General features: G+C 30.3%; 12 protein-coding genes and 1 pseudogene. All 13 read right to left on the reverse strand.

Annotated elements, in window-relative coordinates:
- Entirely contained in the window at positions 1-924 is a 924-nt protein-coding gene (locus tag Q5O44_RS05945; protein WP_022167483.1) for an ABC transporter ATP-binding protein, read from the reverse strand.
- 276 nt (positions 925-1,200) lie between these two features.
- Positions 1,201-1,668: pseudogene (locus tag Q5O44_RS05950) on the reverse strand (MFS transporter); the annotation flags it as partial.
- Positions 1,669-1,679: 11 nt separating this feature from the next.
- Positions 1,680-2,471 carry an MFS transporter gene (locus Q5O44_RS05955; protein WP_022167485.1) on the reverse strand — a complete coding sequence of 264 codons (792 nt, stop codon included), beginning with the start codon at positions 2,469-2,471 and terminating at the stop codon, positions 1,680-1,682.
- 117 nt (positions 2,472-2,588) lie between these two features.
- Positions 2,589-3,275 (reverse strand): response regulator transcription factor, encoded by a 687-nt coding sequence (locus Q5O44_RS05960; RefSeq protein ID WP_022167486.1) that lies wholly within the window; start codon positions 3,273-3,275, stop codon positions 2,589-2,591.
- A 64-nt stretch (positions 3,276-3,339) separates the two neighbouring features.
- Positions 3,340-5,304 carry an excinuclease ABC subunit UvrB gene (gene uvrB / locus Q5O44_RS05965; protein ID WP_022167487.1) on the reverse strand — a complete coding sequence of 655 codons (1,965 nt, stop codon included), beginning with the start codon at positions 5,302-5,304 and terminating at the stop codon, positions 3,340-3,342.
- A 136-nt stretch (positions 5,305-5,440) separates the two neighbouring features.
- Positions 5,441-6,709 carry a PDZ domain-containing protein gene (locus Q5O44_RS05970; RefSeq protein WP_022167488.1) on the reverse strand — a complete coding sequence of 423 codons (1,269 nt, stop codon included), beginning with the start codon at positions 6,707-6,709 and terminating at the stop codon, positions 5,441-5,443.
- A gap of 18 nt (positions 6,710-6,727) precedes the next feature.
- Positions 6,728-7,990 carry a S41 family peptidase gene (locus Q5O44_RS05975; RefSeq protein ID WP_022167489.1) on the reverse strand — a complete coding sequence of 421 codons (1,263 nt, stop codon included), beginning with the start codon at positions 7,988-7,990 and terminating at the stop codon, positions 6,728-6,730.
- Between the two features lie 198 nt (positions 7,991-8,188).
- The gene (gene ftsX, locus Q5O44_RS05980) at positions 8,189-9,079 is read right to left on the reverse strand and encodes a permease-like cell division protein FtsX (RefSeq protein WP_022167490.1); all 891 of its coding nucleotides are present in this window, start codon (positions 9,077-9,079) and stop codon (positions 8,189-8,191) included.
- The gene (gene ftsE, locus Q5O44_RS05985; protein WP_022167491.1) at positions 9,069-9,755 is read right to left on the reverse strand and encodes a cell division ATP-binding protein FtsE; all 687 of its coding nucleotides are present in this window, start codon (positions 9,753-9,755) and stop codon (positions 9,069-9,071) included. The genes ftsX and ftsE overlap by 11 nt, the downstream gene beginning before the upstream one ends.
- A gap of 103 nt (positions 9,756-9,858) precedes the next feature.
- A complete protein-coding gene (locus tag Q5O44_RS05990; protein WP_022167492.1) occupies positions 9,859-10,698 on the reverse strand; it encodes a YitT family protein in 840 nt (279 codons plus the stop codon).
- A gap of 21 nt (positions 10,699-10,719) precedes the next feature.
- Positions 10,720-11,571: a YitT family protein gene (locus tag Q5O44_RS05995; RefSeq protein ID WP_022167493.1), complete on the reverse strand. Its 852-nt coding sequence runs from the start codon at positions 11,569-11,571 to the stop codon at positions 10,720-10,722.
- Between the two features lie 265 nt (positions 11,572-11,836).
- Positions 11,837-12,781, reverse strand: coding sequence for a transketolase family protein (locus Q5O44_RS06000; protein ID WP_022167494.1), 945 nt, complete (start codon positions 12,779-12,781; stop codon positions 11,837-11,839).
- Positions 12,781-13,605 (reverse strand): transketolase, encoded by an 825-nt coding sequence (locus tag Q5O44_RS06005; protein WP_022167495.1) that lies wholly within the window; start codon positions 13,603-13,605, stop codon positions 12,781-12,783. Before Q5O44_RS06005 ends, Q5O44_RS06000 begins: the two co-directional genes overlap by 1 nt.
- Positions 13,606-13,951 lie beyond the last annotated feature (346 nt).

The following is a 13,951-nucleotide window of genomic DNA, read 5'->3' on the forward strand; positions in this document are numbered from 1 at the left end:
CTAAACACTTACTTCACCTCCAACTCTGTCCATAAAATACTCTTCCAGCTTTTCTCCTTTTATATCTATCTTTTCAACTACTACGACACCTTTAGATAATTGCATATTAATAGCTCCTGTTTCATTTAAATGTGAAAATATTTTTATCTTGTTGTTTTCTAAAACTTCATAATCAGTTATACCAAATTGGCGTTCTAAAAGGATTACTGCCTTTTTTGCATCATCTACTTTTAAATCTATATATTGTCTACATTTCTGCGATAACTCTGATGAAGATATTTCCTCAATAAGCTTGCCATTAGCTATGATTCCATAAGTAGTGGCCATTTCTGAAAGCTCTCCTAATATGTGGCTTGAAATTAATATGGTAATATCCTTTTCCTTATTTATCTTTTTTAATAATTCTCTTATTTCAATTATTCCCATTGGATCAAGTCCATTTATTGGTTCATCAAGAATTAAAAGCTTAGGATTTCCAAGTAGTGCATTGGCAATTCCAAGCCTCTGCCTCATACCTAGTGAAAAGTCTTTTACCTTCTTTTTACCTGTATCCTTTAAGCCAACTAAATTTAAAACCTCATCAATACATTCCTTTCCTGGTATATTCCTTACTAATCTAGATACTTCAAGATTTTCTCTAGCTGTCATATTTTTATAAAATGCTGGGCTTTCTATTAAGCTACCTATAAATTCTCTCCCCTTATTTAAAGCTTCTTCTCCACTTCCACCAAAAAGCTCTATTTCTCCAGAAGTCCTATGAGCAAGTCCTGTAATCATTCTTATTAAAGTAGTCTTACCAGCTCCATTTTGTCCGATAAATCCATATATATCACCTTTTCTTATGGTCATACTAACATTATCAACAGCCATTTGATCTTTATATTTCTTACAAAGATTATAAGTTTTAAGTACTGCTTCCTTCACCTTAATTTTCCTCCCTGTCCTTTTATATATTTACATTCTATCTAGATACCTATAAGATAACTTAAAGAAAATATTAAGAAAGTATTAAGTTGGTTAGATAATGATGAATTATGGATGATGAATGATGAATTTCTGTATAAACTCTAAAGAGTTTCTTTAAAATTCATAAATGAAAGTTAATAATTAAGGTTAATGATTTTATTCTATAAAAAAATTCAGCCCTAAAGCTGAATTTTCTCATTAATTTTCCATTTTTAATTCTTAATTTTTAATTCTCTAATAGTTATCGTATTTTTTTATGTTTTTACTAAATGACTGCAATATATATAATATTACAACAGCCATACAAAATCCTATAAATAGTATTTTAATACTTGTAAATTCTGAAATAGCACCTACTATACATGATACCACTGGTGTTGCACATAATGCTCCTGCATTAAATATAGAAGCAACTCTTGGTAAATATTCTCCTGGAACACTCTTAAGCATTATTATTTGTAGTGGAAAATTTAAAAATAATGCTCCTACACCTAATACAAACATATCTATAGATAATGCAACATACATAGCTAACTGTGGTAAAGTTCCTAATAGAGATAATATGCAATATGATATTCCTACAATTATTCCACCTGATATAAACATTTTTTTATTTCCTATTTTCTCTTTTATCTTAGGTGCCAAAACTGTTGAACAAGTCATTCCTACCAATGTTGATATACTCATTACTGACATAGCACTACTTCCTGAGTTTAAAACACTTTTACATAAGGAGCCTGCATTGAATTACATGGTACAAGTAATGCATTTACTACAGCTGCAAATATTACTATATTTAATAATAATCCATCTTTTTTTACATAACTAAAACCTTCTTTTAAATCAATAAAATAACTTTTAACTGTTAACTTTTCATTGACAACAAGCTTGTCTTTTAATTTTATTGCCATTATTAATACTCCACAGATATAAAATGTTACTGCATCAATAATAATAGCTCCTCCTAATCCTAAAATACCTATTAAAAATGCTGCTGAAGCAAGTCCAATCATTTCTGCTACTTTTGTTCCTGATGACATAAATGCCATTCCATATTCCATTTTCTCCTGCGGTAATATTTTAGGAATAATTGATGTTGTTGCTGGTCCTCTAAAAGACTCAAAGGATGAATTTAAAAATGTAATTACATATAAATGCCAAGTTGCTAAATTTCCTGTGATAAACAAAACTGCAACAAGAGTAACACATGCCCCTCTTCCAAAATCACATATGGCCATAATCTTTTTATCAGTAATATACTTACAAACAACTCCACTTACCATACTAAATATTATGTTAGGTATACCATTAATAGCATATAATGTTGCCACTAATAATGTAGAGCCTGTAATTTGATAAACAAGCAATGAAAAGGCAATTGTATCTATTCCGTCCCCAAATCTTGATACTATATTAGCAAATGTATTAAGTAAAAAGTTTTTTTCATTTAACAATTGCTTATATCCTGAATTTTTATCTTCTTTTACCGCTTCTTTAACTTCCATGATACTCCCCACTATATTTATACTTACTTTATAATTTTACCATAATATTACTTATATTCACATTTTTGTTTGTTGCAAAAAAAGAATTCAGATAAAAAACTGAATTCTTTTTATATATTATTCTTTTAATTTAAAACCTATTCCCCATACTGTTTGTATATATTCGTTTTCCTTATCTGCTTTATTTAGCTTAGATCTTAGATTACTTATGTGTACATTAACAGTATTATCATCTCCCATAAATTCATCTTGCCATACAGATTCAAAAAGATTAGCTCTTGTAAATACCTTATGGGGATTCTTCATAAGAAGCTCTAAAATTGAAAATTCTCTTGCTGTTAATATAACTTCTTGCTTATCTACATACACCTGTCTACTTTCTGTGTCAATAATAAGATTCTTATGCTCTATTTTATTATTTTCACCAGTTAAATTAGAAAATCTTTTATATCTTCTTAATTGTGCCTCTACTCTTGCAATAACTTCATTTATATCAAAAGGCTTTGAGATAAAATCATCAGCACCTATCTTTAAGACATTTATTTTATCTTCTTGTGCACTTTTTGCTGAAATAACTATTATGGGTATGATACTGCTTTTTCTTATTTCATCAATTAAATCCTCACCTTTTATTCCTGGAAGCATCAAATCTAAAAGTAACAAATCAAATTTTCCTTGTTCCAAGCACATCTTAGCCTCACTACCTGAATATGCTGCTTTTACTTCATAACCATTTTGTTCTAATATGTTGTATAATAACCCATTAATATCCCAGTCATCTTCTACCACTAAAATTTTATTCATATTTTATCTACCTCTCAATTAATAATTTTATATATTAAAAGCAACACTCTTTATAAATAATAACCTATTCTTCAAGCTTTTTAATCATATCTCTAAGTTCTGCAGCTCTTTCAAACTGAAGATTCTTAGCGGCATCCTTCATTTCAGCAGTATATTCCTTTATTAATTTAGCCTTTTCTTTTTCAGATAATCCTGTGCTATCAACTTCATAAGCTTCAGCTTCTTCTGCAACCATTATATTTCCAATGACATCTCTTACATCCTTTTTAATTGTCTTAGGTACTATGCCATGTTCTTTATTATAATCCATTTGAATCTTTCTTCTTCTTTCTGTTTCTTTAATGGCTCTATCCATAGAACCTGTTATTGTATCAGCATACATAACAACCTTGCTTTCAGCATTTCTAGCTGCTCTACCGATTGTTTGTATCATAGAAGTTTCTGATCTTAAGAATCCTTCCTTATCAGCATCTAAAATTGCTACTAAAGCAACTTCCGGTATATCAAGACCTTCTCTTAAAAGGTTAATTCCCACAAGTACATCATATTTACCAAGTCTTAAATCTCTTATGATTTCCATTCTCTCAATGGTGTCTATATCTGAATGCATATATGTTGTCTTCACACCAAGATCAGTAAGATACTTAGTTAAATCTTCTGCCATTTTTTTAGTTAATGTAGTAACTAACGTTCTAAACTCTCTCTTTGTAGTTTCTAAAATACTTCCATATAAATCGTCAATTTGCCCCTTTACAGGTCTTATTTCTATTTCAGGATCTATTAGTCCAGTTGGACGTATTATTTGCTCTGCTATATTAGTAGAATGATCTACTTCATATTGGCCTGGTGTAGCAGAAACAAAAACAACTTGATTTATCTTATCTTCAAATTCTTTAAACTGTAATGGTCTATTATCATAAGCTGATGGAAGTCTAAATCCGTACTCTACTAAATTATCTTTTCTTGATTTATCTCCAGCATACATTGCCCTAACTTGTGGTAACGTAACGTGACTTTCATCAATAAACATTAAATAATCATCTGGGAAATAATCTAATAATGTTTGTGGTGGCGTTCCTGGTGCTCTTCCATCAAGAATTCTAGAATAATTTTCTATACCACTACAATATCCCATTTCCTTTATCATTTCTATATCATAGTTTGTTCTTTGTCTCAATCTTTGAGCCTCCACAAGTTTATCTTGTGATGTAAGTTCTTTTAATCTTTCCTCTAATTCATATTCTATTACATTAATTGCTTTATCTATTGTTTCTTGTGAAGCAGCAAAGTGAGATGCTGGAGTTATTGATACATGCTTTCTATCTCCAATTATCTTTCCTGTTAACACATCAAATTCTCTTATTCTATCAATTTCATCACCAAAGAATTCTATTCTTATTCCATTATTAGATGATGATGATGGAACTATATCTAAAGAATCACCTCTTACTCTAAATGTACCTCTTGAAAAATCTATATCATTTCTTTCATATTGAATGTCTATAAGTTTTCTTATAATTTCATCTCTATCTTTTTCCATTCCAGGTCTTAAAGATATTGTAAGCTTTTTATATTCTTCTGGATTACCTAACCCATATATACAAGAAACTGATGCAACAATTATTACATCTCTTCTTTCTAATAACGCTGATGTAGCAGCATGTCTAAGCTTATCTATTTCATCATTTATAGATGCATCTTTTTCTATAAATGTATCAGTAGAAGCCACATAAGCTTCTGGTTGATAGTAATCATAATAGGATACAAAATATTCAACTATATTGTCTGGAAAGAATTCTTTAAATTCAGAACATAATTGAGCTGCTAAAGTTTTATTATGTGCTAGTACTATGGTTGGTTTTTGAACCTTTTCTATAATATTTGCCATGGTATAAGTCTTTCCTGAACCAGTAACCCCTAATAAGGTTTGAAATTCTTGCCCCTCTTCTATACCCTGTGCCAATGAATCAATGGCCTTTGGCTGATCTCCCATGGGTTTAAATTTTGAATGTATCTTAAATTTATTCATTTCATTATCAACTCCGTCATAATTATTACTATATCTCTATTCTACTTATTATTAACATTTTGTACAATTTATTAACATTTAAATATTAATATCTAAATTTAAGCTATGAAAAAAGTAGTAATTACATTTGCAATTACTACTTTTTGCTTTTTAATTCCTCTAATATTCTTTTAAATTCATCGCTACTTATATCAATTCTACTTTCACTCTTTACCATACGAGGAACTAATAATACTCCCAATCTTCTATTACCTGGTTGTAATATATAATCATTTATCTTACCGTACTGGCTTTTTATTTTAATAGGCAACATAGCAGTAGATTCCTTAACGGCTTTTAAAATATCCACTTCCGAAGTTACAGGTTCACCGTTTATGGCTAAAATCTTATCTCCCCTTCTAATTCCAGCTTCGAAAGCAACAGAATTAGGTGCTACTTCAAGTATTGATATGCCATTTTCATCACTTACATATAAGTATTCTCCACGTTTTTCTCTCATTCTTTCAAACTTAATTAATAATTCATGCCCTAATGGCATATAAACTAATGCTAAAATTTCTCCCATTAATCCAATACTACATAATTGTGAAACTATAAGTAATGATACTCCATATAAAAATATCCCTATACCAGCACCTATAACTTTCTCCTTCTTTCTTTTAGTAAAAGTAACAGAACTATAGCCTATCACACCATAAAAAGGAACAAATGTTAAAGATGCTACTGCTAACATTGTCATTAAATTTGAATCTTTAATAATAGGCCACCAATTATATGCTGGTGCTGAAATTATTCCTGTTCCTGAAGAATCTCCACTAATCATTATCATTACAGCTATTGGTATAGTCCAATATCTATTAAATGAAAACCCTCCAATTATTTTATTGTCCCTATTACTAAATACTGGAATGGCCCCTCTATTACCATCTACCATGACAATAATTCCTTCAATCATATGTAGCACAGCTATAAAGCTGGTTAATGATAGTATATTTACATTAATATATGACTGCTTTCCAATACTATTTAATATTATATTTAATATCATACTAACTGCTCCAAGCACTGCTCCAGAATAAGCAAAGCATACAAGCCTTGGTCTTATTATCAATAATAGTATTGATGTTATAAAAATAAATTCTATACCTGAGTTATTACCAAAGCTAACGCCTAATACTGATAGTATAATACTTCCTATTGTGCCTGCTAATATACCTATTACAAGTTGTGATAATGTTAATTCCAATGGAGTATCAATTACTTCTCCAATGGTCATTTGTTGTATCATTGAAGTTCTTTTGTTTTTTAAATAAAATATTACGCCAAATACTATAAGCATTAGTAAATATGTTGGTTTAATTATTGCTTCTGCTACAGTTCTCAGACTATATGTTATCAGCTCCATTTGTAGCCTCCTAAGTTACTATTTTTCTCTTATTACCTCTAATGCCTTTTGGAATTGTGTATCAATATCCCTACTATACTCTTGACTTAACACTTCTTCGCTTAATTCTACAGTAATATCTGGCTCTATACCCTTACCATGAATATTTTCCCCATTAGGACAATAATACTTTGATGTTGTTACTTTAATAGCTCCAGTATCCCCATCACTTTCCACAAAAGGAATAAGCTGCTGAACTATACCTTTTCCAAATGTTGTAGTTCCTATAACTGTTGCCACATTATTATCCTTTAATGCACCAGTAACAACTTCTGATGCACTGGCACTGCCACCATCTACTAATACTACTAATGGCATACCAATTGCATCTCCACCTTGCGATAAGGAAACTTGTTTATTATCATATTTATCTATAGTATAAGTAATCATCTCACCTTCTGGAATAAAGTTAGATGCTATCTCAACACATTTATCTAAATATCCTCCTGGATTTCCTCTAAGGTCTAATATTAATCTTTCCATTCCACTTTCTTTTAATTCATTAAGCTTTTCTGTAAACTTAACACTTACATCTTCATCGCTAAATGTAGTAATTTGAATATATCCAATATTATCTTCTAATATTTCACCTTTTACTGATTCACTTTGAATTTCTTCTCGTACTACATCAAATTGTAGGGTCTCCTGGCCTCTTTTAACAATTAACTTTACTGAAACTCCTTCTTCTCCTCTAACTCTTGATACTACTTCTTCACTATTAGCATCAGTAACCTCATAATCATCAACTTGTAAGATTACATCTCCTGCCTTTATTCCAGCCCTCTCTGCCGGTGAACCTTCAATTGGTGCTATTATTACTACTTTTTCATCTCTTACACCAATTTGAGCTCCTATTCCATAGAAGTTATTATTTGATTCTACGAAATCAACATACTCCTCTGAATTCATGTAAACAGTATATGGATCACCTAATGCAGATGCCATTCCTTTCATAGCACCTTCTAAAAGTACAGTATCATCTATATCTCCATCATATTTTGCCATAAGCAAACTTCTAAGCTCAAATAAATCACTATATTTATCTGAGTCACTTATTTTTCCTAAGTCCTCAACAGCTTTTTCAGGAACTCCAGTCAAAATAAATCCTTTGGTTGCTACAATATTACCTCCATAAAACATTCCAATTCCTGTTCCTATAAATAATACAGCTATGGCAGCAATCTTTAACCATTTAAATTTATCTTTCCTACCTTCTTTTTCCTCTCTGCTATAATTCTCCATTTCTCTACTTCCTTTCAATTTATGTTAAATAGCTTTATGATTATTATTTCTATATCTTAAATAATAATATTAATTTAAATAAATGTTAAGCTTCTTTTTTTATTTATCTATATATTTTTTTGCTTTTTCAACGAAACTAAGGAGCCGTAAATACCTTACAGCTCCTTATTAATTAATTTATTTATAAGCACTTATTTTTTATACAACTAAGAACTTTCTTAGTGCAGCTATACTTCCAATGGCTCCAACTACTATTCCACCTAATAGGAATCCTCCTAATAATGTTGTTAATACAAATGATACTGGAACTAAGTTGGCTATTAAAAGATTACTTGCTATAAATCCAAATACTCCTCTATATATAAAGTACAGTATTGCCGTTGCAAGTAATGAACCAACAGCTCCAATTATCATACCTTCAATAACAAAAGGCCATCTTATAAACCAGTCTGTTGCCCCAACAAACTTCATTATTCCTACTTCTCTTCTTCTTGAATATACTGCTAGTTTGATTGTATTCATTATTAAGAATATTGATACTCCTATAAATACAAAGAATAATACTATACCTAATATTTGTACAAAATCAACTACGTTGCTTATTTTCTCTATTAATTCTTGTTGATTAGTTATAGATTCAACACCTGTCATATCTTCTACAGCTTTACTTACATCACCTGCATATGACGCATCCTCTAAAGTAACTATATATGAACTTGCTAGCGGGTTATTTTCAAGACTATATCCTTCAAGCATACCGCTATTTCCTTCTAAATCCTTCTTAAGTTTTGTAAAGGCTTCATCTTTTGATTCATAAGTAACTGCCTTTACCCCTTCCTGCTCTGCTAATTTAATTTCTACTTCCCTTTGATTTACAAGTTTTATGTCATCTTGTAAATAAACTTTTATTTCAATCTTATCAGCTACATCTTCTATAGTTTTATTAAAATTTAAACCAACTAATGTAAATGTACCTAATACAAAAAATGTTACTAGCACAGTTAACATAGCAGCAAAACTAACTGTTATATTACGTTTTATACTTTTCAGGGCATCTACTATAAAATAATTTATTGTATTAATTTTCATTTTCGTACATCCCCTTTCTATCATCTCTCACTATAGATCCTTTTTCTATAGCTATAACTCTCTTCTTCATACTATCAACTATATCCTTAGCATGAGTAGCCATAACTATTGTTGTACCTGATCTATTTATATCTTCTAATAATTCCATAATTTCTTTTGCTGTATCTGGATCTAAGTTACCTGTAGGTTCATCGGCTATAAGCACAGATGGATTGTTTACTATAGCTCTAGCCAGTGACACCCTCTGTTGCTCCCCCCCTGATAATTCATTTGGGAACATTTTATATTTATGAGATAATCCAACAAGAGATAACACCATTGGTACTCTCTTTCTTATTTCCTTTTGAGAAGCTTCCACAACTCTCATAGCAAAGGCAACATTTTCATAAACATTTAATGTTGGTATAAGTCTGAAATCTTGAAACACCATACCTATCTTTCTTCTGTAATATGGTATTTGATTTCTCTTTATTTCTGATAATTTTTTATCTGCAACAGTAATATTTCCCATTGTAGGTTCAATTTCTTTTAATAACATTTTTATAAAAGTTGACTTTCCTGATCCTGAAGGTCCAACTAAGAATACAAAATCACCTGAATCTATTTTAACACTTACATCTGATAACGCTTTTACATTGTTGTTATATATCTTTGATACATTATTAAATTCTATCATTAAAACACCTCTTATCCTTCCTTCTCCAAAACTCTAAATTGATTATATCACATAAAACCTTATTGACCAACAATGTACCTAACTATTTAAGATTATCCAATTTTTAGTAATCGTTATTAAATCCTAATCCTAACACTTCTTTAGAGTCATTTACTGTAATGAACGCTTCTGGATTATTTTCCTTAATAAAGCTTTTTAATGTAATGAATTGATTGCTGCTAAGTACTGTATAAACAATCTTTACTTCACTATCAGTATATCCACCTTTTCCATTTAATACTGTACATCCTCTATCTATATCTTTATTAATAAAGTTAACTACCATTTCAGCTTTGCTGGTAATTATAAATACTTGCTTACATGTATTAAACCCATCAATAAACTTATCAATAAGAAGTCCTATTAATATTAAACTAAAGAAACCAAATAACCCCTTATCTATACCAAAAACATTAATTGCTAGAAGGCATATAATTGAGTCATTTAATAATAATGATGTACCCACACCTAAAGATGTAAATTTACTTATTATAGCTGCTAATATACTAGTTCCTCCTGTTGATGCACCTTGATGGAATACTATTGCTGATCCCATTGCTAAAAGTGCTGAACCAAAAAAGCTTGCTAAAAACATATTATCTGTTAATATTCCTGGACTAAATACTCTTTCAATTATCTCCATTACTACAGAAAGCATTACAGTGGCATATATACTCTTTCCACCAAATCCTTTTCCTAAAACAACAAAAGCTAGAATAAATAGAATAATATTTAATATGAAGACCATTATACTTATATTCCAACCAGTAACTCCATTAATTACAAGAGCTATACCTGAAACTCCACCAGCTGCTATATCATTGGGAAAGAAGAAGTATTCAAGTGCAATGGCTGTTAATACTATTCCTAATGTTGTTAATGCATATTCTTTTATTTTTTTCATTTGTACCACCCCATCCTTTAATTATTCTCCATTAATTTCTTTAAAGCCTTCTCCCATAACTTCAGCTACTTCACTGACAGTTATAAAGGCATTATTATCTATTTGGCTAATATATCTCTTAAGCTTAATAAATTCACTTCTGCCTATAACAGTATAAAGTATAGTAGTTTGCTTTTCAGTAAATCCTCCTATACCATTAATAAATGTACAACCTCTTCCTAAATCATTTAAAATAAATTCACTTATTTTTTTACTTTCTTTGCTTATTATTGTAACTTCATTACAAATATTAAAACCAGCAATAGCTTTATCTATTGCAAAGCCACTTATTATTACTGCTAATACCGCATATAGTCCTTTTTGAACTCCAAATGTCATTGCTCCTGCTAGTGTAACTATAAAATCTACTATCAGCAGTGACTTTCCTATGTTAAAGTGGAAAAACTTATGTAGTATCTTTGCCAAAATATCAGTTCCACCAGTAGATGCATTGCAATTAAAAACAATTGCTAAGCCTAATGCTGAAATTATTGTTCCTAAAATAGTTGCAAGCATAAGGTCATTTGTAGCTTTATAAGGGAATACCTTTTCTAATAACCACATTATCCCTGACAAAGTAAGACTGGCATAAATGCTCTTGCCACCAAATTTGCTACCTATTACAAGAAAGGCAACTATATACAAAATACAATCCATCATTAAAACCAATAGACCTATAGGTATACCTGGGACAAAATTATTAATTATTATTGCTATACCGCTTACCCCTCCTGCAGCAATATTATTAGGTTGAAAAAAGTATACTACCGATATTGCTACGAGAAACACACCAAAAGTTATTAACATAAAATCTCTTAAATTACCTTTATTCATAATATACTCCTATTATTTAAATTACTATAATTATGTTTCCTCTTTTACCTCTTTTTATGCCATTTACATTGAATATTATTCCAATGCAAAATTATATCATAAACATTTATAAAAACTAGATTATGAAATACGAATTATGAAATTGTAATTAAAATCCTGGTTTCACTTATAAATCTAATCTTAAATTTATCCATTTAATTATAAAAAGATGATGAATCAAGAATATTTCATTTTGATTCATCATCTGTATTAATAAAATTTTTAACTATCTTTTTAATTCAATAGCTTTTTTAGCCTTTTCAACAACGTTTGTAGCTGTTAATCCATAGTACTCTAATAATTCATCTGGCTTTCCACTTTGACCAAATTGATCATTAACCCCAACCTTAACTACTGGTACTGGGCAAACTTCTCCTAAAACTTCTGATACTGCTGAACCTAAACCACCAATTACGCTGTGCTCTTCAACTGTTACAATTGCTCCAGTTTCCTTAGCAGCTTTTACTAAAATATCTGAATCAATTGGTTTTAAAGTATGGATATTGATAACTCTTGCAGAAATACCTTGTGATGCTAAGATTTCTTTAGCTTCTAAAGCAACATCTACCATTATTCCTGTAGCTACTATTGTTAAATCTGTACCTTCATTTAAAAGTACACCTTTACCAAGTTCAAATTTATATGTGCTTTCATCGTTAACAACATTAACAGGCGATCTACCTAATCTTACATAGCAAGGACCATTATATTCTGCTATTGCTTCTATAACTGCTTTTGTTTCTACTGCATCAGATGGTGAAATAACAACCATATTTGGTATTGCTCTCATTAATGCTAAGTCTTCCACAGTTTGATGTGATGCACCATCTTCTCCAACTGTTATACCAGCATGAGTAGCACATACTTTTACGTTTAATCTTGGATAACAAATTGAATTTCTTATTTGTTCAAATGCTCTTCCTGCAGCAAACATAGCAAATGTACTTACAAAAGGAACCTTTCCACAAGTAGCAAGTCCTGCAGCCACTGATACCATATTTGCTTCTGCAATTCCCATATTGAAGAATCTTTCTGGACATACATCCTTAAACTCTGAAGTCTTTGTTGATTTTGAAAGATCTGCATCTAAAACCACTATATTTTCATTAGTATTAGCTAATCCTGCTAAAGCTTTTCCATATGCTTCTCTTGTTGCAATCTTCTTACTCATTAAATTTCCCCTCCTAATTCCTTTAATGCTGTTTCACATTGTTCTTTGCTAGGTGCTGTACCATGCCATGCAGCTTGATTTTCCATAAATGATACACCTTTTCCTTTTACTGTATTACAAACTACTGCTGTAGGCTTATCTTTACATTCTTTTGCTTTTTCTATAGCATCTATAATTTCTTCATAGTTATGTCCATCAATAACTAAAACATTCCAACCAAAAGCTTCAAACTTCTTATCTATTGGACAAGGATTCATAACCTTAGTAATATCCCCATCAATTTGTAATCCGTTAAAATCAATGAATGCTGTTAAATTGTTTAATTTATAATGTGCAGCACACATTGCAGCTTCCCATACTTGACCTTCCTCTAATTCTCCGTCACCTAATAATGTATAAACTCTGTAATCATTCTCATCTATCTTTCCAGCTAAAGCCATCCCTACTGCTGCAGAGACTCCTTGGCCTAATGATCCTGTTGACATATCAATTCCTGGTAAGTATTGAATACTTGGGTGTCCCTGTAATCTTGACTTAAACTTTCTTAAAGTTGATAATTCTTCAACTGGGAAATATCCTCTCCTAGCTAAAGCACTATAAAGTACAGGGGCAGCATGGCCTTTTGATAAAACAAATCTATCTCTATTTGGATCCTTTTCATTGTTAGGATCTAAATTCATTTCCTTAAAAAATAATACAGTCATAATATCAGTTGCTGATAGTGATCCTCCTGGATGCCCTGATGCTGATTCAGTAAGCATCTTAACTATGTCTTTTCTAATTTCTTTAGATATTGATTTTAATTCGTCTAAACTCTTTGCCATTGTGTATCCTCCTCAACTAGTTCTTAATATATAAATTATTAATATACCGCTTACTAATTATTCATAATAAATGGTATGCTCCATCTAAATTAAACTTTGTATTAATATGTCATTTTATTCTTTAATTTTATATTATCATATGAATCACTCTTTGTATATACTATTAATTTAATTAGTATATACTTTTTATTTTTTAAAGTTATATTGTATATCACTTTTATTGCTGCATTTCTAAATCTTGTATGTGCAATTTTTCTTTAGTTTTTTATTTGTTTATAGTACAAAAGTGGCTGACGCCACGCTTCAGTGAAGGAAGCAACTTTTGTTAGCCAACCAAAAGGTTCTA

The sequence above is a fragment of the Clostridium sp. CAG:221 genome, assembly GCA_000435835.1.
Lineage (GTDB): Bacteria > Bacillota > Clostridia > Clostridiales > Clostridiaceae > Clostridium.

Bases quoted from the DNA above. Each gene is read 5' to 3' on its own strand.
- ftsX (WP_022167490.1), bottom strand. From the start codon at position 9,079: ATGAAAATTAATACAATAAATTATTTTATAGTAGATGCCCTGAAAAGT.
- Q5O44_RS05990 (WP_022167492.1), bottom strand. From the start codon at position 10,698: ATGAAAAAAATAAAAGAATATGCATTAACAACATTAGGAATAGTATTA.
- Q5O44_RS05955 (WP_022167485.1), bottom strand. From the start codon at position 2,471: ATGGAAGTTAAAGAAGCGGTAAAAGAAGATAAAAATTCAGGATATAAG.
- Q5O44_RS05975 (WP_022167489.1), bottom strand. From the start codon at position 7,990: ATGGAGAATTATAGCAGAGAGGAAAAAGAAGGTAGGAAAGATAAATTT.
- Q5O44_RS06005 (WP_022167495.1), bottom strand. From the start codon at position 13,605: ATGGCAAAGAGTTTAGACGAATTAAAATCAATATCTAAAGAAATTAGA.
- Q5O44_RS05995 (WP_022167493.1), bottom strand. From the start codon at position 11,571: ATGAATAAAGGTAATTTAAGAGATTTTATGTTAATAACTTTTGGTGTG.
- ftsE (WP_022167491.1), bottom strand. From the start codon at position 9,755: ATGATAGAATTTAATAATGTATCAAAGATATATAACAACAATGTAAAA.
- uvrB (WP_022167487.1), bottom strand. From the start codon at position 5,304: ATGAATAAATTTAAGATACATTCAAAATTTAAACCCATGGGAGATCAG.
- Q5O44_RS05970 (WP_022167488.1), bottom strand. From the start codon at position 6,709: ATGGAGCTGATAACATATAGTCTGAGAACTGTAGCAGAAGCAATAATT.
- Q5O44_RS05960 (WP_022167486.1), bottom strand. From the start codon at position 3,275: ATGAATAAAATTTTAGTGGTAGAAGATGACTGGGATATTAATGGGTTA.
- Q5O44_RS06000 (WP_022167494.1), bottom strand. From the start codon at position 12,781: ATGAGTAAGAAGATTGCAACAAGAGAAGCATATGGAAAAGCTTTAGCA.